The organism is Huintestinicola sp., assembly GCF_051882455.1.
Taxonomy (GTDB): Bacteria; Bacillota; Clostridia; order Oscillospirales; family Ruminococcaceae; genus Huintestinicola.
In genome coordinates, this window is sequence record NZ_JBJERV010000001.1 from 23,371 (window position 1) to 45,998 (window position 22,628).

Annotated in this window: 14 protein-coding genes; 6 read left to right on the plus strand and 8 right to left on the minus strand. The window is 46.0% G+C overall.

Annotated features, from left to right (window positions below; all coding sequences use genetic code 11):
- Position 1 precedes the first annotated feature (1 nt).
- Positions 2–2,239 (plus strand): hypothetical protein, encoded by a 2,238-nt coding sequence (locus tag ACI4J0_RS00105; protein ID WP_439763779.1) that lies wholly within the window; start codon positions 2–4, stop codon positions 2,237–2,239.
- A gap of 208 nt (positions 2,240–2,447) precedes the next feature.
- Here ACI4J0_RS00105 and ACI4J0_RS00110 read toward each other — a convergent pair whose 3' ends face one another.
- From ACI4J0_RS00110 to ACI4J0_RS00135, 6 genes are read right to left on the minus strand one after another with little or no spacing between them, the layout of a single operon-like run.
- Entirely contained in the window at positions 2,448–3,608 is a 1,161-nt protein-coding gene (locus ACI4J0_RS00110; RefSeq protein WP_439763780.1) for a VWA domain-containing protein, read from the minus strand.
- Positions 3,605–5,845, minus strand: a complete 2,241-nt coding sequence (locus ACI4J0_RS00115; RefSeq protein WP_439763781.1) for a DUF5682 family protein — start codon at positions 5,843–5,845, stop codon at positions 3,605–3,607. Before ACI4J0_RS00115 ends, ACI4J0_RS00110 begins: the two co-directional genes overlap by 4 nt.
- Positions 5,845–6,924, minus strand: coding sequence for an ATP-binding protein (locus ACI4J0_RS00120; protein ID WP_439763782.1), 1,080 nt, complete (start codon positions 6,922–6,924; stop codon positions 5,845–5,847). Before ACI4J0_RS00120 ends, ACI4J0_RS00115 begins: the two co-directional genes overlap by 1 nt.
- 6 nt (positions 6,925–6,930) lie before the next feature.
- On the minus strand, positions 6,931–8,775 hold the full coding sequence (locus ACI4J0_RS00125) for a hypothetical protein (protein ID WP_439763783.1): 1,845 nt from the start codon (positions 8,773–8,775) through the stop codon (positions 6,931–6,933).
- Positions 8,772–10,673 (minus strand): HEAT repeat domain-containing protein, encoded by a 1,902-nt coding sequence (locus ACI4J0_RS00130; RefSeq protein ID WP_439763784.1) that lies wholly within the window; start codon positions 10,671–10,673, stop codon positions 8,772–8,774. Before ACI4J0_RS00130 ends, ACI4J0_RS00125 begins: the two co-directional genes overlap by 4 nt.
- Before the next feature lies 1 nt (position 10,674).
- The gene (locus tag ACI4J0_RS00135) at positions 10,675–12,108 is read right to left on the minus strand and encodes an SWIM zinc finger family protein (RefSeq protein ID WP_439763785.1); all 1,434 of its coding nucleotides are present in this window, start codon (positions 12,106–12,108) and stop codon (positions 10,675–10,677) included.
- Between the two features lie 602 nt (positions 12,109–12,710).
- Here ACI4J0_RS00135 and ACI4J0_RS00140 point away from each other — a divergent pair.
- Both ACI4J0_RS00140 and ACI4J0_RS00145 read left to right on the plus strand, forming a co-directional pair.
- Positions 12,711–14,354, plus strand: a complete 1,644-nt coding sequence (locus ACI4J0_RS00140; RefSeq protein WP_439763786.1) for a MutS-related protein — start codon at positions 12,711–12,713, stop codon at positions 14,352–14,354.
- Positions 14,355–14,458: 104 nt separating this feature from the next.
- The gene (locus ACI4J0_RS00145; RefSeq protein WP_439763787.1) at positions 14,459–14,932 is read left to right on the plus strand and encodes a SufBD protein; all 474 of its coding nucleotides are present in this window, start codon (positions 14,459–14,461) and stop codon (positions 14,930–14,932) included.
- A gap of 599 nt (positions 14,933–15,531) precedes the next feature.
- Here the strand turns inward: ACI4J0_RS00145 and ACI4J0_RS00150 are convergent.
- The gene (locus ACI4J0_RS00150; RefSeq protein ID WP_439763788.1) at positions 15,532–17,511 is read right to left on the minus strand and encodes a glycosyl hydrolase 53 family protein; all 1,980 of its coding nucleotides are present in this window, start codon (positions 17,509–17,511) and stop codon (positions 15,532–15,534) included.
- Positions 17,512–17,604: 93 nt separating this feature from the next.
- The gene (locus tag ACI4J0_RS00155) at positions 17,605–18,858 is read right to left on the minus strand and encodes an extracellular solute-binding protein (RefSeq protein WP_439763789.1); all 1,254 of its coding nucleotides are present in this window, start codon (positions 18,856–18,858) and stop codon (positions 17,605–17,607) included.
- Between the two features lie 412 nt (positions 18,859–19,270).
- Between ACI4J0_RS00155 and ACI4J0_RS00160 the strand changes: the two genes are divergently transcribed.
- The 3 genes from ACI4J0_RS00160 (at position 19,271) to ACI4J0_RS00170 (ending at position 22,611) form a co-directional block, all read left to right on the plus strand.
- Positions 19,271–20,287 (plus strand): LacI family DNA-binding transcriptional regulator, encoded by a 1,017-nt coding sequence (locus ACI4J0_RS00160; protein WP_439763790.1) that lies wholly within the window; start codon positions 19,271–19,273, stop codon positions 20,285–20,287.
- A 108-nt stretch (positions 20,288–20,395) separates the two neighbouring features.
- Positions 20,396–21,727, plus strand: coding sequence for a carbohydrate ABC transporter permease (locus tag ACI4J0_RS00165; RefSeq protein WP_439763791.1), 1,332 nt, complete (start codon positions 20,396–20,398; stop codon positions 21,725–21,727).
- On the plus strand, positions 21,727–22,611 hold the full coding sequence (locus ACI4J0_RS00170) for a sugar ABC transporter permease (protein WP_439763792.1): 885 nt from the start codon (positions 21,727–21,729) through the stop codon (positions 22,609–22,611). The genes ACI4J0_RS00165 and ACI4J0_RS00170 overlap by 1 nt, the downstream gene beginning before the upstream one ends.
- Positions 22,612–22,628: the final 17 nt, after the last annotated feature.

The following is a 22,628-nucleotide window of genomic DNA, read 5'->3' on the forward strand; positions in this document are numbered from 1 at the left end:
AATGAAAACAAAGCTTTTTCCCGTAATTTTATCGGGACTTGTAATGCTGTCTGCCTGCGGAAAGGAAAATACTGCACCTGCGGAAAGTATGACAGAAGCGGTCGCAGAGGAAACGGACAATGTTCCCGCCGAAACAGAAACGGACAATGCTCCCGTCGTGACGGAAGCGGAGGAAGCATCGGAAGAAGAAATCGGAAATAATATTTATACCATTGTGACCGATGCTGACGGAAATGAAAAGGTGCTTTATTTTATGCCGGGAGACGAAAGCGAGCCTGCGTTTATTTATATGGGCAGCGATGTCAGCGACCCCGAAGGAATGATGGGATATGTTTCTGTTCTGTCGGAAAATATCCCTTCTGAAAAAAGGGATATGTTTTTCGGAAAAGATCTTGAAAATATGCTTTCAGCGTCACAGTTCAATAATTCGTATATATCCTACTATGTCTCTGAGGGAGCATATAAATTCTGTTCTGTTGCAGCCGAAAGTGATGAATTTGCTGAAATGTGCAGACTTATCGCAGCTGCCGAACCTGAGTTCATACCTGTTCCCCATGCGGAGGACGAAGGGGAAGAAATAAGCATTGAGGATTCGGAAGGCTTTTATGACTACTATAAGCGTTATCCTGTAGCGGACCTTGTTCTTCGCAGCGGAAGGGGCAGTATGTCCTCAATTATGATGATCAGCTTCGGAAGATATAATGACAGGCTGGCAGTTAAATACCACATCGAAAATTATTCCGAGCTTGATAAGCTTGCAAAAAACAACCTTGCAACCGAGGAAGAGCTGCGCGACGCTTATGGATCGTCTTTTTCGGCAGAAAGCGAATGGTTCTATGCGGACAGTATCGAAGGTGCAGACGGACTTTATGATATCCTTCTTAAAACTATAATTATGTCCGAGAAAAATGAGCTTGACAATGTAAGACAGTACAGGACTGAGCAGGAGACAGCTGAAGGCTTCACCGGCGATATTGCAGAATTTCTGTACACAGACCGAAGGGCTCTGAGCGGATATTCCGAATATATCTTTAAGGACGATATTTCATTTATGCTCCCCGAAGGAGAAGAGCCGAAAACGGTGGGCGACAGCATAATGATGTGGGATACGGGCGATGTGCAGCTGATGATAAGCACCGATTCAGAATTTGAGAGAAATGTTCTGAAAGACTATGAGGATACGGCTGAGTACAGCGGAAAATTCGGAAATAAATACTGCAGCTTAATAAGCCGTTATGATGCTGCCGCAGATAAGCGCACCGATGCGCTGTGCATTCACGGCAGAAAGCATTATTATACCGTAAAAATAACTGCAAAGGGCAGGGAGCGTACCGAGGAATATGACGCAATGTGCCGCAGTATTTTCGGAAGCTTCCGGCTTCTCCCCGAAGAGATTCCCGAGAGCGCAGAAGACATATACGGCACAGCAGCGCCAATTTCGCTGAGCGATGAGCCGAGCCGCTTTACGGACGAGGGATATTCTCTTGCGGAAGCTGTGGACTATGTGAGATATAATTCAGCAGTGCCGAAATATCAGGCTTATGTTCCGAGAGTTATTTCAGGCGGATTTTATTCTCTGGATCTCAGAAATGAGTATGAAACCAAATTCGACTGCCTGCTTGAAAAGCTTGCCGATGACGGTAATTGGTATGAAGTGCTGCCTGTAAACGAAACGTATGAGATAAACGGAGATAAATGGTTCGATATGCCCGATGTGTTCGATGAGGCAAGGCAGGTCTTTTCACTTGATCTGTCGGTATATCCTCCGCTGCCCGAGGGACGATATCGTGTGGTCAAGCCCATCCGCCGAAAGGATGATCCCGATGAGGAGTACGGAGCATTTATGGAATTCGATATGGTGCATACAGGCGAAAAGCTGGATATTTCTGCCGTATGCACAACCGACAGCTTCCCCACAGCCCCCAATAGCATTGATGTAAAGATCACCTCCGACTTTATGTTTGCCGAAGGTGAGAATTACGATATTGAATACTTTGACGGCGAAAAATGGAGCTCTGTCCGAAAAAAACCTATACCGATAAACTCTGTCGGCGGCAGCTATTCTATGGATCTTGTGGAAATAACGGAAGACAGCAAGGAATATCTGACCGAAGATTTCGACCTTTCACGCATCGGAAAATACAGACTGAGGATAGCGGTATCCGATGTCTCAAGCAGTTTTTCGGACAATTACGCCCCTGTATATGCCGAATTTTCGGTAGGTGCGTATGCTGTCTAATACTAATCTTCAATCAACCTATAGACAAATCCTCGGCTGAAATAATCCCATTCGTTGTCAAGCTCCCTTGCAAGGCGGCAAGCCTTGCTGCGGTCGCTTTCCTAGACTGGAATTATTTCATCTGTCGGCTTTGTCTATAGAACGATCAAAGATTAGTATGATCGGTATTATTTGCGAATAGATTTTTGAGCAGGAGATCCGCTTGGGATCAGTGGTTTTTCTGCTCAAAAGCCTTGAGCGAATGTTTTTTCAGTGCCGCCTCCAGCAGTTCGGGAAGTCTTTCGGGCGGACAAGCGAAGCAGGGAATGTCAAGAGCAGCAGCCTTGTCCGCCAGAGCAGCATCATACATAGGCTTTCCGCTGTCTGATATGGCAAGAAGTATCACCAGATTAACGCCCGATTGCTTCAGTTCCTCCAGCCTGCGGATAAGTCCGTTTCTGTTGCCGCCCTCACAAAGGTCGGTAACGAGGAACATTGTGGTCTTTTCGGGCTCCTCGATAAGCTCTGTGCAGTATGCAACGGATCTTTCAATATCCGTACCGCCGCCCAGCTGTATTCCGTAAAGAAGCTCCACAGGGTCGGAGCAATGCTCGGTAAGGTCGGTCACATTGGTATCAAATGCAACTACATGAGTTTTCAGCGAATTCATACTGGCAAGGATACAGCCCACAACAGAGGAATATATTGCAGATTCGCCCATCGAGCCGCTCTGGTCTATATCAATGATAACAGTCCTTGAAGCGGAACGGGAAGCTCTTTCGTAAAAATAAAATTTTTCCGGAAGAATAGTATTAAGGTCAGGGTCATAATTTTTCAGATTGCGCCTGATTGTCAGCTTGCAGTCAAGTGCTGCCGCAGAGGGTATGGGAGAATGATTTCTCCTGTTGAGGGCAGATGTTACAGAACGCTTTATATCATCGGAAAGGCGGCGGTTTATATCCTCCACTATTTTTGCGATATATGCCCTGGCATTGTCCTTTGACTTCTGCGGTATCTGGTCCTTGAGCATAAGAAGGAGCGAGGCTGTATTTATATCAGGCTCGATGGAATCCAGCATTTCAGGCTCGAAAAGGAGCTGCTTCAAGCCCTTGCGCTCAATGGCGTCATTCTGTATCACCTTTATTTCCATTGGAGAAAAAAGGGTGCGCAGATCGCCCAGCCATTTTGTAAGCTTCGGTGAGGAAGGACCTCTGCCCGCACTGCCCGAAAGCACCCCTCCGTCATTCCCGTATATCTGCGACAGAGCGCTGTCCATCAGCATTTCCTCCGCCGAAAGTGCCGCTGCGCCGCCCATCTGCTCCATCATCTTTTCGCTGTCCGCTCCCAGAATGAGCCGCCAGCGTTTCAGTATTTCCTTATTATCCATCATATATCACCAAAATCAAAATCGTCAAGCTCGTCAATAGACTGCTGTTCATCTGTACTCAACTGCATTGTAACGAATTCCGCCGCAGCTTCCTTTGATATTCCCAGCACTTCACCGATATTCTCCGCAATATCGGATCTTTCCGAAGGAGAAAAATCGGAGAATGTCCTTCTGAGAGTCACAAGAACGGGCTTAAATTCGTCATCATCAAGCTTTGAAACAAAATCGCAGAGCTTTTCCCATACAGACAGTCTGCTGATAAGGGAGCGCCTGTTTCGCCTTGCCAGTCCTTCAAACCACATTGCAGCTTCCCCGGGAGGCGTGCCTGCGGAAAGCCGCCTGTTTATCAGCTCAGAAAGCTTTTCGGAAGATATCCTTCCCCGCTCTGTCAGCAATGCGGTCGAATAGCCCGACAAAAGCGGATTTGAAAAGTTATTGTCCGCTATATCAGAAAGCAGCGTGATAAATCTGTCGGTATCAAGGAATCCATGGGCAAGGCAGGCATCGTTCACAGCCGCCATTGATGTTATAAGCAGCTCTGCCCCGTTTCTGTCGCACACCACCGCTGAGGGCATACACAGGCAAAATCTCAGATACAGCTTTTCCATCAGCGGATAGATAGGTTCTGTGTCTATCCTTCTGATACTTCCAAAACGGACAATGGTGGACAGAGTTCCGATGGTTTTTCCCGTATCCTCAGCCGAGGAGCAGTCCGCAGTCTGCTTCTGAATTGCGGAAATTGCCGTAGAAATGCAGTCGGTCAGTCCGCCGTCAAAGGCATCGGAAAGTATATTTGCCGCAGAATTTACGGTTTCCGCTTCATACAGTCTGAAATTCAGCTCATATTCTGCCGCCAGCTTTACGGTATCGCCTTTCAGAGAGGCTTCTACTATTTCAATTTCCGCCTCGGGAGTCCACTGCAAACGCCAGCGTTCAGCCCATGTGGCATTATCCTGACTTCTTGGCTGAGTCTCCGCAAAGCATATGCCTAAAATGCGAAGTCTATGCAGGAAGAACGACCTGTTCAGATCAAGAAATGCAGACTTTTCCGTTTTCACTCTCAGGTTTTCACGCAGATCAAGCTCTATATCCTCTGCGGCAGCTTTTCTGTATTTTTCAAGCTTTAACTCTTTAAGCTGTCTTGTAAAATCCTCCTGAACAGAAGTACATACAGTGCCATCGGGGAGAGAGCCTATTTTTGTGCCGATCTCCGTATCGGCGCAGGCAAGGGATATTTCTCCGAATGAGCCGTGACCTATACAAGTCACTGCGGCATCACGCAGGTCGGTCATATTGGGATATTTTCCGCCGCGCATAACCGCAAGAGTATCTGCAAGCCGTTTTGCTTCAATTACCTCGGCAGTAGATGCGGCATAGCCGTTCTCTCGCTGATATGAGGCAATCATGGAAAGATATCTGTCCGCGCTGCTGCCTAATGTGCCTTTAAGTCTGCTGTTCCACAAAAGCTCGAAATATGCAGGCGCCCTGCTTCCTGCGCCATAGCCCGAACGGGAGGATAATCTGTAGTAGGAATATGGCATTAAGGTAGCCTTTGCCTTGACGGAGGGAAGCTTCCCCGTGAGCCTTCGGTCATCATCGGAAAAGGGGATATCCTTTATGCCTGCTGTATGAAATGAGCCTGTTATTACGCATATCTTTTCTGTCGGGACTTCCTTTTCACATTCGGAAATTACTTTTCTCATATAGCTTTCCCGAAGCCTGTTATGCTCGTCATTCTCGGAAAATTCACGCAGACTTTTTCCGTATTCGGAAACCGCTTCAATAAGATCCTCATAGCTTTCGCACTGCTCGAAGGTGTATTCCCAGAAGGAATCATTGTCCGTTCCCGAAACCTTTTCCATCTCGGTATAAACGGAAACCCGTTCAGCCTTTTCCTCTTCCTGCTTGTTCTGCTCTTCATTCTGATGTGCAAGCAGGCAGTCTGAGGGCAGATCGCAAAAGCATACCCGTCTGCCCTTTTTTATAGCCCATCTCATAGCCTGATATTCGGGTGAAAACTCCGCAAGGGGAAATAATACTGTCTTAACGGGTGCGTCCTCGGTATATGCAAGGATAGCCGCAGGCATTACCGCTTCATGGCTGCAAAGCGGTCCAATAAGGTGACTCAGGTCGGAGGGCCCTTCTATCAGAACGATTTCCGGGTCGTTTCTGTCAAGAAATTCTCTGACATAAAAAGCGCAGGCGGGTGAAAGATGACGCACTCCGAAATACGCAGCCATTATGAATTTCTCTCCTTACATTCGGCATAAAGCTTTGAACAGCCGCTTCTTTTACGCATTACATTCTCAAGATATTCCGTCCAGACAGCCTTGTCCTTGTTATCGTCCTTTACGACCGCACCCTGAAGTGCCCCTGCAAGGTCGTAATCGGTTATAACGCCATTTCCGAAGCTGCCTGCGAGAGCCATGCTGTTTATGAGCAGGGAAATGGCTTCTGCGGAGGACAACACTCCCGATGTGGTCTTGAGCTTGACCTGTCCGTCAAGGGTCTGTCCGCTTCTGAGTTCACGGAAAATGGTAACGACTCTTTCAACGGCAGTTCTGTCGGGAAGCTTTGCATTAAGCCCGAAGCTGTCCGCAAGCTGTGCTACTCGGGTCGTAACTATTTCAATTTCCGTTTCGATATTTGCGGGTGCGGGGAGTACAACGATATTGAAACGTCTTTTTAAAGCGGAGGACATCTCATTTACGCCCTTGTCCCTTGTATTTGCGGTTGCAATAATGGAAAATCCCTTCTTTGCGGCAACCTCTTCATTAAGCTCGGGAACGGAAATGCGCTTTTCGGAAAGTATGGAAATAAGTGCGTCCTGCACCTCGGAGGCGCAGCGGGAAATTTCCTCGATTCGGGCAATGGTTCCCGTTTCCATTGCGTTATAAACGGGACTTTTTACAAGCGCCTCATGAGAGGGACCCTTTGCAAGGAGCATTGCATAATTCCAGCTGTAGCGTATCTGCTCCTCGGTGGTGCCCGCGGTGCCCTGTATCACTCGGGACGAATTGCCGTTTATGGCGGCGGTGAGATGCTCGGAAAGCCATGATTTTGCGGTTCCCGGCTCTCCTATCAGAAGCAGCGCACGGTCTGTTACAAGGGTGGCAATGCATATCTCGGCAATGCGCCTGTCGCCCATGTATTTTGGCGTAATGACTGTATTTCCCGACTTGCCGCCCATGATGTATGTAAGCACAGACTTGGGCGACATTCTCCAGCCAGTGGGAACGGGATTTTTCTCGTTTGCAATAAGGGCTTCAAGCTCGGTTTTGTAAAGCTCCTCTGCGGGAAGTCTTAAAATATCTGACATAGCGTTTTATCCTTTCATAATAAATTCTATCCAGCTTTTGATATTTTTCATAAGATCGTTACGAGTGTTTTCATTAAAATTGCCCTTTGCCGCCGCAACACGGTTTAAAAGCTCTGTAAGCTCGTCTATCTTGTCGGAATAGGACAGAGGCAGCCGATTTATTATTGAACAAGAGGTGGAAGCTCGCTTTGTAATTAGGGTACTGTAAATATATTCCGAAGCAATACCTCTGCACCTGTCAGCCATACTTTCGGGGCAGTACTTTGCAATAAGGTCAACACAGTAGTAAGAGGGGCATTTATTTGCCATATCAAAAGCAGCGTCAAGTACAGCGGAAACAATGCGTTCCCTGTCATAAGGCGCACAGCCCTCGATAAATCCCAACAGCGAGGAACAGATATGTTCATAGAATTTTTCATTTATATCGGACAGACTGCACATAACTCCAAGCAGGCTGTCGGGAAAGCTTTCAAACAGAAAAGCCTTGCCCGCAGGCTCGCTGCCGTTTTCGGCAGGACCGCAGCGATACTCCGTAAAATATGCTTTATGAGCGGAAGAATATCTGATGTCGGCAAGAAGACTTGTTACGGTATAATGCAGCTTTTCAAGGCTGCCCGAAAGAACGGAAACAGCATCATCGGGGTCATATATAAGCTTCATAAAGAAATATGCGGGAACAAATTCATTGGGGCTTTTCTTATAAAGCTCGGATATCAGACAGCGGAATTTATCGTTGTCCTTATTTTGCAGATTTTTTATCAGAGTATCATTAAGAGAAGCATAATAATTTTCAGTCAGCTGCTCTCCTGCGCCCCACTTTTTAATGATATCCACCGCTTCAAGATAGCAGTCGGCAATGCCGCTTTTGTTTTTGAAAAGCGAAACAGTTCTTTCTATGGACAATGCCGACAATAAAATATCCTTATCGCAAGGGACCTGTGCCGTTTCATTCATCTTCGCTCTTACGAGCTCCTCGGCAGTTTGTGAGGGCGATATGCGTACATGATCCGCATATTTATCATAATTTCCGTTTGACTTTTCAATAAGCTTTGAGAGTATTTCCTCAGCCTCGGGCGGGTCAAGCTCCAGCACAGCCATAAGAGCGGCATTTTTCACCTTGCCCTTTTCGGTGTTATAAAGCTCAAGAAGAATATCGGAATTTGCGGTATCATGGGACATGGCTTTGATCGCAGAAATTCTTATATTCTGCGGAGCTTCCGGATTTTTTGCAAGAGAAATATAATAATCATTTTCCTTTGCTCCCGCAGCCATATAAATATAATCTACTGTTTTTCCCGAAGCCTTTTCATCTGTAAGGTCAACGGTATTTCTGAGCATTGGCACCATAGCTTCACCGTATATATTGATAACATTTTCGGCAAAGCTGTCAAGATAGACATTTCCATTTTCCGTCGCTCTGATAAATGCCGAAAGAACTCTTCCGTCGGAAACGAGCCTTATCTCACTTTCGGTAAGCTCCTGAAGCTTGGGACTGCATTTTTCTATCTTTTCGCAAAGCTCGGAAAGAGCGGAATAGGTCACAGGAATGATTTTCATTTCCGCGTTTATTTCAGACGGCTGTGTTTCGGAAGAGTCTCCGAAGCTGCCCTGCGTAACAGCCAGCGCGTCCGCAAGAGCAATGCAGTCGGAAAGCACGTCCGCAGGATGATCCGATGTGAACAGCTTTGCGCAGTCCGAATAAAGCTTCATAAATGCCTTGTTTGCCTGCGCAAGCGGCTCAAAGGCTTCAATGGCACGCCTTAATCTGAAATCCTCATTTACTGCACCGCAGCCCGATGCAGCAGAGGCATAAAGTCTTGTTCTAAGCTCATAAAAAGGAATAGTGTTCATTTCAAAGCCCCCTTAGTTTTATTTTGAAATTGTAAAATAAGCTCATCTGTGAATTTTCTTGACTCCTCAAGCATAGCTGTGTCCGCCGCAAGCATTGGCAGCCGGAGCTTCTTTTTTAGTGAAATAAGCTCCGAAAGCTTCCCCTCGTCCGTCATAGGGATAAACCCCAGTATCTGTCTTGCATTACTAAAGCATGAGTTATATTCGGTCTTCTTTATGGTGTAATGCTTTGCCACAAAAAGCATATATCTTGAAAACAGTTCCTCGGCATTTTCGGAGTTAAGTATATTGTTCCGATAAAGCACTCCCACCGATTCCATTCCCGGGCAATATGCAGCAGTTTTCAATGAAAGCGCCGCAGCTGCCGATTTATCAAGATTTTCAAGTGCCAAACAGCAGTCGTTGGATATTCTCATAATATTTAGATGAGCCCTATGAAGAGCGGCTTCTCCGCCAAACTGCTTCACAAGCTTTATCCTTTCGATAGGATTGCGGCAGGCTTTGTCGGTATCAATAAATCCATCAAGCTCCTCCGTATCGGAAAGGAGCTTCACAAGGCATTTCACGTTCTCTTCGGGAACAGCGACCCGGTTTCCGCCCCTCGGATAAAGATAGCTGAAGGGCATGATGTATTTTCCCACAGCTCCGCAGAAACGTATCTCCTTGACTACCAACGAAATGTGATAATAATATTTTTTATACAGTTCCCTATTGTTTTCAATAAAGCTGCTGTCAGAATAAATAAGGTTCATAAGATACCATGCGGGGATGATCTGCGGTGCCTCCGCACATACCTTCTCAATAAGCTGCTTATACCTCTCGTCATAGGGGTATTCACGGATATTTTCAATAAGCAGCTCCCTGATATTATTTACCATCAGGTCCTGATTGACAAGGGTAATCAGAATATCCTCACAGTCATATGTAAATCTCAGCATATCACAGAGTCTGAACAGTCTTACGCTCCGATCATGGTCGCTGCTGTTTCTGAAATCGTCAATAGCGCCGAAAATCTCCTTTCGGACATATTCAGTAATTATGTGAGAGCAGGACGCCGAAAGATATTTCAAATCGCTTTTCTTGTCGTTTTCAAGAAGCTTTTCCCATATCTCCGCCGTTTCGGGGATATCAGATCTGCCCAGAGCCGTAAGCGCGGCAGATCTTATTTTCCCCTTTTCGGTACGGTAAATTTCTGTCAGCCGTTCGGCATTTTCAGAGGAGTATCTCATTGCAAGAACAGCTTCCGCACGCACTTCTGTACTCTGATTTTCATCAGCCGCAAGAGATACATAAAGCTCATTTTCCTCCGCTCCTGCAATTTTTCCTATAAGCCTTATGCTGTTGACCTTTGCCTTATCCGAAAAGCGGGTAAAATTGTTTTTCAGTATCGGAACAAGCCTTTTGCCGTAGTTTTCGGAAAATATAAAGGATATGGGGTGAAGCTCGGCCCTGTCAAGTATTTTTAAAAATGCCGCAAGAACACGGGTATCCATGAAAAGCTCTTTTTTCGTATCACCGTCATAAAAAAGCTGCCAGTTGAGCGCCGACAGCTGCGAAACAGCCGAATTTATTTCCGAGTATGTAAACTGTGAGCCGTTTGTCTCGTAAACCTCGACTGTACTTTCTGCCGTTTCGGAGCTGTCCGAAAATCCTCCCTGCACCACCGCCAGCGCGTCTGCAAGAGCAATACATTCGGCAAGCTTGTCCGCCGGATTTGCCGCTGTGAAAAGTTCCCCGCAAAGAGCATATAGCTTCATCATAGGCTTGCTTGAAGCCATTTCTGCACCGAACTCCTGTACAGCTCTTTTCAGACGGAAATCCTCCGAAACAGTTGCCGTACCCGAAGCGGCAGCGGAGTAAAGCCTTTTCCTAAGCTCATAGAATTTCGTAATATCCATATCAGCAAAGCCTCATAATTCCCTTTTCGGTTACGATGGAAATGGGGCATATATAAATTCTCTTTTCTTCGGGAATGTAGAAAAGCTCGCCAAGCAGTGCGCCGTTTCTGAGATATTCATTGCCTGTGACCTTCAGCACATCGGCAGTATCGGGATAATTCTCATTTGCTCTGAGTGCAATGGTTTCATCGCCCAGCTTCATTACAGGGTGTCCGTCGGATACCGCAAATTCAATGCTGTCAAACCTTATAAGCATAGCAACGCTTTGGTCGGAAAGCGTGTTTTTCAGCTCATTCTTTGCCTTCTTCACAGCCTCGGAAATGCTGCCCTCTGCTTTGCTTATTATAAGCGGATATGTTTCGGGCGCAGCATCGGTTATTTCGGCGGCTTCCCATCTGATGCGTCTGTTCATTCCGCCGGGATAACGGTAAAGCTCCTTTATAAAATGCATTCCGAAAACGCTGTCCTCAGATTTGATATATTTCTGTGCTTTCAGCGGACGGATATTTTCGGTCTTTGATATTTCGCCCGTTTCAATATCCGCCCAGTATGCCGTATCAATATCCGCCTTGTGCATATCATCGTGAAGCACGGTAAAGGAGAGCTGGAGAATAGCCGCATTTTCCTTGTACAGACCGATCTCCTTGAGCTGAGAAAGCTTCCAGACATTGCCCATTGCCTCGTAAAGTATGCTGTCCTCGGGAAGAACTTCTCCGCTCTCAAGCTTTGACTTTATGTATGCCTTGCTCTTTTTTATGGTCGAGGAAAGCTTGACGCAAAGAGCCGTAAGCCTGTCTGTTTCTGCGTCATCGGGGGCAGCTGAAAGCTTTTCCGCAGCAGAAACGATCTCATTCATTATTGCCTGAGGCTCGGGAAGATAATAGTCGCCAAGCTGCTTTGCAAGGGTCTTGTACTGCACCGCAGACGTTCTGCTCACAGAAGATATGCCCCTTGTAAACATATCGGAGACGAACTGCTCCGCAAGCTCCAGACCCTCTGCCTGTTTTTTCAGCTTCTTTTCAGCAGCAGCCTTGTTCTGTTTGGGAGCTTTTTTCTCCTCTGCAGGCATAGCTGCCTTTTCAGCCCGCTTTGCGGCTCTTTCACGCTTTTGTGCAATATCGTCCGGTATTTCCGATACTGTAAATGTCTTTTTTGCCAGCCATTCGTACATTAACGCAAGGCTGTGCTTGCAGGGAAACTGCCTGCTGGGACAGGAACAGCGAAATACGGGAGACTCCCCCGAAAAATCCGCAGAGGTATGGTAGGGATTTTTTCCGCTGCCCATACATTCGCCGAAGATAAGCGTTTCGTCCTCGGTCTTTGAAAGTGCTTTGAAATCTCCCGAAGAAGATATTTTCTTTCCGTTTGACACCGCCGCCGCATTGGGAGCAAGCGAGCGGATAAGCTCTTCCGTTATGATATTTGCAGAAGCCATTTTTATTCCTCCCAAAATTTCAATATTCATATCCGTTAAGATGATTATAGCATATTATCTGTGTAAAAAATCGGACAATAAGATCAAGGCTCATTTATATGCATATCAGGAAACAGCTCTCCTAAAAAACGAAGCATTTCCATGTTGTCCTGCTTTTTCGCATACCGAGCAGCCCTGCGGATATGGAGCCTTAAATATTCCTCGTATCGTGTGCGGCTTTTGCCTGTCAGCTTATATCCGCCTTTCAGTCGCTTGTATGCAATATCAATAAGCATATCTTGCCATTGCATCATAAGGAAAGCGTGTCACAGCAATGACCTCTGCACCATTTCTGAGAAGTCTGAGACAGCTTCTAAGACACTGCCGCATATTTCCACCTGCCTTATTTACAATTATAACATTATAAAAATAAACTGTCAATCTTTACTTAATATAATTATTGTACTATAAATATTTATGCCTTTCCTCGTGCATTTGCAGTGCGGCGGGAGATTTATAGATCGGCTTGTTTTTGCCCGGGCATAATTTTAATCCTGTTTTAATTTGACATCTGCGCTGTGTATGGTATAATATTGACAGTAAACCATACGGAGCGTGATAAAATGCCTGATGAACTCATGATTATCATTTATGTTATTGTCATAATTATACTTTCGGCGGCAGTCATAACATTTATGAAGGCTCGTGAAAAAAATCTCGACAGAAAAGCTGCAAAGGCGCTTATCGGCTCAGCGGCTGACGGAAGGATACCCGAAAAGGACAGCGTCTCTTCATATTATAAGGCAAAGCTGCAAAGCTGCGAAGAATATGTTGATGATATTACGATGAAGGACCTTGACTTTGACAAGGTGTTCGGCAAAATAGATACCTGTATGACCTCTGTGGGAGAAGAATATCTATACAGTCAGCTGCATTTCTGTGACGCCGATGCACGGGAAAAGATAAATGAGCTGTGCAGTATTATGTCCGATGACCCTAAGACGCGTCTTGATGTCTGCACAGAGCTGTATGATCTCAGTATCATAAACTATAACGGCGCTGCGGATATTGTATGCGGAAAGCCCCTTGATGAATTCAAGGAAAGGACGAAGTATATTCTGTACCCTTTATCCACGATCATATTTTTAATAATAGCGCTCATTTCTGCCGCATTGAGTATCTTACCGCTGTCTGCTGTATCATCGATTTTGTTTGTATGTGCGGCAACGCTCAACCTGATAAAATTTTACACAGCACGGAAAAAGCTGTTTACCTGTATGGGAGCTGCAAAATATATTGCTATGCAGATAGAGACAGCGGAAAGCTTATCGGGAATTGAAAAAATATCGGCTGTTTTTCCCGAAATGAGAGAGGTTTGCAGAAGGCTTTCCCCTTTGAAAAGGAACATCGGGCAGATGCCTTCGTTCGGTATGGGTGATGCTTTTGAAATAATTGCCGATATTTTCAAAGCCTGCGTTCAGTCCGAGGTCCATGCGTATTGCAAGGCAAGGAGGCTTATTTCGGAGCATCTGAGCGATGTGGAATACATTTACAAGGCTGTGGGAATTATTGACAGTGCCTGCGCTGTGCTGAATTACCGTGAAAATCTTTCCGTATGGTGTTACCCCGAGTTTACGGAGAAAAATGAGCTTCATACAGTGGGTATGGTACATCCGCTTATAGCTGACCCTGTTTCCAATGATGCGGACATTTGCAATGACATACTTCTTACCGGTGCAAATGCCTCGGGAAAATCCTCATTTATCAAAGCGTTGGCACTCAATGCGATATTTGCACAGGCAATAGGCATATGTACAGCTGAAAGCTTTTCGCTTAAACCGTGCAAGATAATCACATCAATGGCAGTGAATGACAATATAAGCGATGGCGACAGTTATTTTATGGCTGAGCTGAAGTCAATGCGGCGCGTGACCGAAAAGGGCAAGGCTGAGCCTTGTATATGCTTCATTGACGAGATACTCAAGGGAACCAACACAACCGAAAGAATTGCCGCCTCCGAAAGTGTCCTCGAATATATGCACAGCTCGCCCAGCCTCTGCATTGCGGCAACTCATGATATTGAGCTTACGGAAAAGGACAACGGTTATGACAACTTTCACTTTTCGGAAAAGGTCATTGACGGAAATGTCTGCTTTGATTACAAGCTGAAAAAGGGTGCCGCATCATCTAAAAATGCTATCCTGCTTATGTCACAGCTGGGCTTTTCACGGGAGATAGTAAACAGGGCAAATGAGCTTGCAAAATAAAATATCAAGCTGTCACAAGAACGGTGAATATGACGCTCATTTTCCGCAACAAATACATGATTGAAGAAAGTTGTTATTGTATAAAAATGCGAAGGTGATCTGTGATGAAAGAAAATATTATATCGAAATTGACTTCCAAAGATGATAAATATGCCTGTGCTTTTGCCGATAAGATCATATCAGAAAGCAAAGAAACAGATGAATGGTATGAATATTTCAATGACTTTGCTTCATTGCTTGACCACCCAAAATCATTGGTAAGAAATCGAGTATTGTATATTCTTGCGGCAAATGCGGGATGGGATGAAGAAAACCGTTTTGATGACATCATATCCGATTTTCTCGCACATATAACTGATGAAAAACCCATTACTGCCAGACAATGTGTTAAAGCTCTTGCGCAGGTGGGTCAGGCAAAGCCGCAGTATATTCCGAGAATATTGTCCTGCTTGCAGAGTGCCGATCTATCAAAGTACAAGGACAGTATGCGCTGCCTGATCGAAAAGGATATTGCAGAAACCGAAAAGATTTTGACCGCTTCCGATTTATACGGCGCCCGAGAAGACGGTGCGAAATGAGTGCAGGCGTACAAGCTCAGTAAAAATCAGAGTTTGGCGCGGTCGCTGTAAATGAACGTGTTGTTATTGACGATAATATCATTACTTGTTTTTGTCTCAAAACAGCCGCCGATGAAAAGGCTTCGGAGCTTTATGAGCAGCTTAATGTGAGCCTAGACGGATAAAGCAAAAGGTGTGATACCGCTGTGACGGTATCACACCTCAGCATGTCGATAAAGCGGATAAATGAAAAAAGTTGCACAAATAAACACAACACTAAAAGTTTCGCTCAAGCCTTTTCCAAAGGCTTGCAGGTTTCCAAAGGGCGGCGCCCTTTGGTCGCCCTCCGCAGAGGGCGAAATCCCCTTTATCCTTCCAAAACGGAGCAGGGGTGAGGAAATGCGACAGCATTTCCGAGGGGCGCGAACACGACCGCGCCCCTTGTAGAGCGCTCAAACACACTTACCCTCAAAAACGTTCCGGTGGAACGTTTTTGACAAAGCAATTTTAATATGGAGTTGTGCATATTATATAATAGTCGTTCCTTTTTCGACAGACTGAGGTGTGATACCGCTGTGACGATATCACACCTTTTGCAGTTGTATTAGTATCAGAGCCGTTTATCTCTCAACAGGGTTCAGCAGAACATCATCAATTGTTCCCCAACCCTTAGCATCACAGGAAATTGCAATGCCAACTGTTATCTCGCCGCTTTCCGTGGCAATGTTTTTTATGGAAGGCGACTGCCAGTTTGCCCAGCCTACAACGCCTGTTTCCTGAGTATATTCCTTGCCGTCGGCAATTGCATAGATGTACATTGTATCATTTGCACAGTCGCCGCCCTGGAGTGACAGCGAGAAATTATATGCGCCCGGCTTGAGATTTTTAACGGTCTGTTCAAGCCTAAAATCCACCTTGTTTTCGGAATAGAAATGGAAGGAGATATTTCCCGTTTTTGCATCGGTGGATTTTTCCTGGAAATCAAGCTCGGTGGTGACATCATTTACGTTAATGACATTCCACATAGAATAGTCCTTGTTTTCAAAGCTGTAATTCTCGATATAATTGGGCTCCACCATGGAAACGGTACACTTGACGGGCATACCGTCGGCTGTGCCGTTTACCGTATAGTCGTTTGCACCGCAGCTCTGCATAAGGCTTTCATCATAGCTTTCCCATTCCACCTTTACCTGCTTTCTCTCGCCGTTGTTGTAAATGGCGTCGGCAGTCTCGGGGAGAATGATATCATCACCCAGACGTATTATGGTCATACAGTCGGATATTGCGTCGATCCTTATGTCGGTAACGGTGCCCGTGTAAACATATCCGAAGGTTTTAAGGGATTCAAGGGGAGTGCCGTCCTTGGCAAACAGCGCCTGATTATCCCAGCTTGAGCCGCCGTAATAAACGCCTGCGTCACCCGGGTCATATTCTCCGGCATAGCTTGACGCCCAGCCTGAGCCGAACTGCTCCCAGAGCTTAAAGCGGTCGTCATAATTTTCTCCCGGAACAGGGATCCAGGCAGGCTCCCAGTAGCATACTCCGATACCCTTTTCACCTGCGTTGTGAACTGCCTGTATTACATCGCTGATACCGTCAGCCTGACCCTGCACGGTGAACTGATAATGCTTTTCGTATGTACCGCCGTCCCCGATGGTATTTGCGAAATCATCGCCGTCCTCGGAGGTGTATGCATAGGACATTTCGGCAACCATAACATACTTATCGTATTCCTCGGATATCTTTTTAAGTATGGCAGTAAGATTATCGAGAGTGCCGTGCCAGTATGAATAATATGAGCTTGCAAACACATCGTAGTCAACATTATAATTTGCAAGTATCTTCGCATACTGCTCGTAATTATCGGGCTTTTCGGGATTGGTAAAATGAACGGCAATAAGTATATTGGGGTCTGTTTCACGGACTGCCTTTGCTCCTGCGTTCATAAGCCCCGTTATCTTTATCCAGTTTGTCTCGCCGCACATAGCCCCCGTTGTTTCATTGCCTATCTGCACCATGCCCACATCTGCGCCTGCCTTGATGATGCTTTCAAGGCTCTCTTTGGTGAAGCTGTAAAGCGCGTCGGATTTTGTATCAATATCCATATCTGCCCATGCCTTTGGCACCATCTGCTTTGAGGGGTCTGCCCAGAAATCGGAATAATGGAAATCTACAATGGTCTTAATGCCGTTCTCGGCAGCACGCTTTCCTATCTCAGCCGCGGCTGAAACGTCATTTCCGCCGCCGCCATAGCTGTTTCCCGCTGCGTCAAAGGGGTCGTTCCATACCCTTACACGGACATAGTTTATACCGCTCTGCTTGAGAGTTTTGAAAATATCCTGCTCGCTGCCGTCAAAGCCCTTATAAACAACTCCGCTTTTTTCCTCCGAAAGGACCGAAGAAATATCAACGGCACGGATAAAATCGGTGCTGAGACCGTCAATCTTGTCCACGTAAATTGATGAGCTTACAGGCTCGCTTCCTGTTATCCACGAATTGTCGCTGTCGGTCTTGAACTCAAGGGGAGCGGACGATGTTATTGTTCCGCAGGCACTCAGAAGCATTGCCGCCGAACAAATAAATGCTAATATTTTTTTCAAAATATATCCTCCTGTTCCGGGAATTATGACAAATGCACTGTTCATAATCAATACTATGAACAGTGCATTTGGACTTATTGGGAATTACCGAGATCAGTTGTTTGCTGTGATAGCGGAGTCGAGAGCGTCAAGCTCTGTCTTAACGTCTGCGCCGTCCCAGATGTTGCAGGACGCACTTCCTGAGGACTCCCAGAATGCTGTCATCTGAGGAACAGAGGGCATGGGGAATGCATAGTCGAGCTGTGCGATAAATCCGAGAGCTGCCTCGCTGTCAACTGCGATATTGGTAGAGGGAAGAGCGCCTGTGATCTCATATCTGAGCTGCTGCATTTCATCGGTGATAAGGAACTGTGCAAACTGAGCAGCCTCTTCGGGGTGATCGGAATATGCAGAAACGAACATTCCTCTTGTGCCCGAGAAGGAAGCAGCAGGGTCGCCGCCATTTGTAAGAGAAGGAATGGTGGTTACGCCGAAGTCAATGCCTGCCTCTGTGAAGGAAGCAACGTTCCAGGGACCTGTGATGTGCATAGCAGCTGTGCCCGCCTTGAATGCGCCGTCTGCAGTATCTGTACCCAGGTCAGCAGAAGCAACGGGAATGATATCGTGAAGCTTCTGGAACATCTTCATGCCGTTTACAGCGTCATCGGTATTCAGATAAGAGGAAGATGTATCTGCTCCGCTTGCGCCGAAAAGACGGTTGCCGTTGCCTGTTGTGAAGAGAATGGTGTAGTATATCGATGTAACGTCCATAACGATGGGATACTTGTCGGGATTTGCTTCTCTGAAGGACTGACCCCATGTATAAAGGTCGTCCCAGTTCTTGGGGACCTCATCGTCGGAAATAAGAGCTCTGTTGTAGAAGAGAGCGTATGTCTCGGCAGATGTGGGATAACCGTACATTGTGCCGTCATATGTGAGAGCGCTTGAGCAGGAACCGAGGACCTGACCCTTTACACTGTCAGCATCAGCAGTAGGAAGAATGTGTCCCCCTACAACGAGCTCGCCCAGCTTATCGTGAGGAGCGGCGAAGAGGTCGGGGCCTGTGCCTGCGGGGCCGTCAAGCGCGATGGCGCTTGTGGAATCGCCAAGCTCAACGTTTACAAATTCGATCTTGATGTTGGGGTTCTGCTCGGTGAATTTTTCGCCTGCCTGCTGTATCCACTTGTCGGGTCCGTCAACGGATTCCCATACCTTGAGAGTTACAGGCTCACCGGAGGAAGCTGCGGGAGCGTCTGCTCCGGTGTTTGCTGCGGTGTCTGTGCTGCTGTCTGTCTGGCTGCCGCAGCCTGCGAACATCATAGCTGCGCTTGATAATGCGAGAACTGATGCGAGTATACGTTTTTTCATAATGATACCTCCAAGTAAAATATACTTTGATTTTGTCCGACTGTACGACTGCGCATTATTTATTCTGTCGGTGCATTACTTTGCGCAATCGTTTGCCCTAAAACAAGAATAACACATTATCATTGATTTGTCAATATCACAAATATAACGATGTTTGTCAAAAATAATTGTGCAATAATTACATACATTGCGTATTTGCCAAATTTTAATGCGCAACGCGCAAATTGAGTACCATAATATGCAAAATCACTTTAATGTGCAATATTCACAATAATTTTTGCATTTATTTATTAACTTTATTTATTGACAACAAATAATATGTATGATATCATAGTCTTAACGAAAGCAATCGGTTGCGCAAGCCGCGATCCGGATCTTTATACAAATCAAAATATTACGGAGCAAATAACTTATGAGCTTTTCAAATGAAAAAAACACTTCCAAAGCCTCGCTGGACGATGTGGCAAAGGCACTGGGAGTATCAAAATCCACCGTTTCCAGAGTCCTTTCGGGAAAAGGAAGGATAAGCGAGGAAACCAGACAAAAGGTGATGCAGTGCGCTGCACAGATGAATTATCAGCCCAACGTCATTGCCAGAGGCCTTGCACAATCCAAGACCTTCAATATCGGCGTGGTGCTGCCCTATGAGAAGGATCTGGGCGAGATACCGTTCTTCCAGAACTGCCTTACGGGGATATGCGAAACGGTTTCTTCAATGGATTATGATGTTATAGTTGCTATGGCGGCGGCTGACGACGCGTCGCAGCTTGACAGGATAATACGCAACCGTAAGGTAGACGGCGTGATACTCACCCGTTCCGTAACAGGCGACCCCGCGGTAAAGCTGCTGAAAGAAAACGACATTCCCTTTGTACTTATCGGCTCCACCGCAGATGACTCTGTTGTGCAGATAGATATCGACCACGAATCCGCCTGCTCAGAGCTTACCACATATCTGGTGTCCGGCGGCTGCAATAGGACAGCGCTTCTTCTGGGCAGCAAAAGCCACAATGTTAATGTGAGCCGATACAACGGCTTTGTTAACGCATATGCCAAGCTCGGCAAAGCCTTTGATAATACGCTTATATATGATGATCTTGCCGGACGGAGAGCTATTGAGCTTGCTGTGGCAGAAATAATCAACAAAGGCTGCGACTGTATTCTCTGCGGCGATGACTATATATGCGTAAGAGCTCTCGCCGCACTTAAAGAAAAGCAGATATCCATTCCCGACGAAATAAAGATAGCAAGCTTTTATAACAGCCCTATCCTTCAGACCTACACTCCTCCCATCACATCGGTAAACGCTGACCCCTTCGAGCTTGGAGAGGCAGCTGCACATACCGTTCTGTCACTTATAAACGACAGAGATTTTCATGGCGGCGGCTTCCTGAGCTACGAGATATCCATCAAGCGTTCCACATTATAAAATAGCTTTCAAATTTTTCTCCTTAATGAAGAGCCGTAAATGCTGCATTGCGGCTCAGGCGATCTATCAAAATTTAAATATAATATTCAAGAAAGAGAGGTCAATATCATGGCAAAGGAATTGGTAGCGCGTGACGGTTCTTCAAAAAAGAAAGTGCTTATTACAAGTATCCTCTTTATGGGGCTGTCACACATTATCTGGCTGAAACAGTATGTTAAGGGGGCGTTTTTTGCGCTGATAGAGATCGCGACCCTGATACTGAGCCCTAAGATCGTCACAGCAATAAAAAATCTCATTACTCTCGGCGATCCTCATCCCGAGCTGCCCATCAAGCAGAGAGATAATTCACTGTTTATGATGATAGACGGCTTTATAGTTATTGCCTTGCTTTTTGTGTTTGTACTCATATACATAATATCGGTAAAAAGCGCACTCAAGGAATACAAAAGCTACTGCATAAACGGCAGATTTGAATCCAACAGGAATGTTATAGGAAATCTCGGTGACAATGCTTTTCCTGTTGTGGGACTTATCCCCATGATGATCCTTGTTCTGTTCCTTGTAGTTGTACCTCTGCTGTTCTCCGCGGCAGTGGCATTTACGGATTATTCCTCCCCCGACCATATTGCTCCAAACAACACCATCAACTGGGTGGGACTTGAAAACTTCAAGGCGCTTTTCGGCGGCGACGCAACATGGACAGGAGCATTCGGACGAGTTGCATTATGGACGCTGGTATGGGCATTCTTTGCGACCCTTACCTGCTATGTGGGCGGCATGGTCATGGCGGTCATTCTCAATGAATCAAAGCTCAAGATAACTCCCGTGTTCCGCTCTATCTGTATTCTTCCCTATGCAGTTCCCACAGTTGTAACAATGCTCGTATGGCAAAATCTCTTGAACGGCAGCTTCGGTACAATAAACAGAACGCTCATTGCTCTGGGACTTATGGACAGCGGTACGGTAATTCCCTGGCTCTCCGACCCCTCATTTGCAAAGTTTACCTGTATCCTTATAAATCTGTGGGCAGGCTTCCCCTACTTTATGCTGCTCACAATGGGAACTATGACCTCCATAAATCCCGATATTTTTGAGGCTGCAAAGATAGACGGCGCAAATTCCTTCCAGACCTTCTTCCATATCACCCTGCCCAATATAGTATATCAGACAGCACCCCTTATAATCATGTCCTTTACTCATAACATCAACAATTTCGGCGCTATCTTCTTCCTTACAGGCGGAAATCCCAAGGTCGCAGATTCCACAGTTACCTATGCAAAGGGTACGGATATTATTGTTACCTGGATATACAACCTGACCATCAATATGCAGAAATACAACTATGCGGCGGTGCTTGCGGTATGTATCTTCGTGGTGCTTGCTCCGTTTGCGATCTGGAACTTCAAGAATACAAAATCCTTCAAGGACGGTGAAATGTAATGGGAACCAACAATACAGAGAAAAAATTTTACGATAAAGCAAACGCTTCTTATAAAGCAAGCAGGCGGCTTGCCCAGGGATTTATCTGTGTATTCCTTATACTTGTTTCCCTGCTTGTCCTCTATCCTCTTGTTTACACCGTAAGCGCAGCCTTCACTCCCGGAAATTCGGTATCTGCACTGAGTATAATTCCTTTCGGAAACGGTGTGACCTCCGACCACTTCACCAAGCTTTTCACTCAGACAAATTATCTGCTCTGGTTCAGAAACACCATTATCATTGCCGCAGGCACTTCCGTTTCGACCGTTATCGTCTGCTCTCTTGCGGCGTACATATTCTCCCGCTTCAGATTTGCTTTCAAAAAGCATATGATGATGGCTCTGCTTATCCTTCAGATATTCCCCTCATTCATCGGAATGGTTTCCATCTATGTTATCCTTATGAGAATAGGCGGACTGGATACTCTCTGGGGCATGATACTCATTTACCTTGCAGGAAATATCCCCTACAACACCTGGCTTGTAAAAAGCTATATGGATTCCATCCCCAAGAGCCTTGACGAGGCAGCGCGAATTGACGGCGCAAGCAACGCCACCACATTTTTCAGGATAATCCTTCCCCAGGCAAAGCCCATAATCACATTCCTCGGTATCACAAGCTTTACAGGTCCCTGGATGGAATTTATCTTCTCAAAGCTGATACTTCGCTCCAACGAAAAAATGACCCTTGCTCTCGGACTTTATGCATTTGTATCCGACAAGAAAAATGAATTTACCGACTTCTGCGCAGGCTCGATACTTATCGCGATACCGTTTATCATCTTCTTTATCCTTACCCAGAAGATGCTCGTGACATCTCTCGGCGGCGCAGCTGTAAAGGAATGACCGAAACCTATCTCATC

Excerpts from the sequence above, each read along its gene's own strand:
- ACI4J0_RS00125 (WP_439763783.1), bottom strand. The coding sequence starts at position 8,775 with ATGAACACTATTCCTTTTTATGAGCTTAGAACAAGACTTTATGCCTCT.
- ACI4J0_RS00135 (WP_439763785.1), bottom strand. The coding sequence starts at position 12,108 with ATGGCTTCTGCAAATATCATAACGGAAGAGCTTATCCGCTCGCTTGCT.
- ACI4J0_RS00155 (WP_439763789.1), bottom strand. The coding sequence starts at position 18,858 with ATGAAAAAACGTATACTCGCATCAGTTCTCGCATTATCAAGCGCAGCT.
- ACI4J0_RS00115 (WP_439763781.1), bottom strand. The coding sequence starts at position 5,845 with ATGGCTGCGTATTTCGGAGTGCGTCATCTTTCACCCGCCTGCGCTTTT.
- ACI4J0_RS00170 (WP_439763792.1), top strand. The coding sequence starts at position 21,727 with ATGGGAACCAACAATACAGAGAAAAAATTTTACGATAAAGCAAACGCT.
- ACI4J0_RS00140 (WP_439763786.1), top strand. The coding sequence starts at position 12,711 with ATGCCTGATGAACTCATGATTATCATTTATGTTATTGTCATAATTATA.
- ACI4J0_RS00120 (WP_439763782.1), bottom strand. The coding sequence starts at position 6,924 with ATGTCAGATATTTTAAGACTTCCCGCAGAGGAGCTTTACAAAACCGAG.
- ACI4J0_RS00165 (WP_439763791.1), top strand. The coding sequence starts at position 20,396 with ATGGCAAAGGAATTGGTAGCGCGTGACGGTTCTTCAAAAAAGAAAGTG.
- ACI4J0_RS00105 (WP_439763779.1), top strand. The coding sequence starts at position 2 with ATGAAAACAAAGCTTTTTCCCGTAATTTTATCGGGACTTGTAATGCTG.
- ACI4J0_RS00160 (WP_439763790.1), top strand. The coding sequence starts at position 19,271 with ATGAGCTTTTCAAATGAAAAAAACACTTCCAAAGCCTCGCTGGACGAT.
- ACI4J0_RS00110 (WP_439763780.1), bottom strand. The coding sequence starts at position 3,608 with ATGATGGATAATAAGGAAATACTGAAACGCTGGCGGCTCATTCTGGGA.
- ACI4J0_RS00145 (WP_439763787.1), top strand. The coding sequence starts at position 14,459 with ATGAAAGAAAATATTATATCGAAATTGACTTCCAAAGATGATAAATAT.
- ACI4J0_RS00130 (WP_439763784.1), bottom strand. The coding sequence starts at position 10,673 with ATGGATATTACGAAATTCTATGAGCTTAGGAAAAGGCTTTACTCCGCT.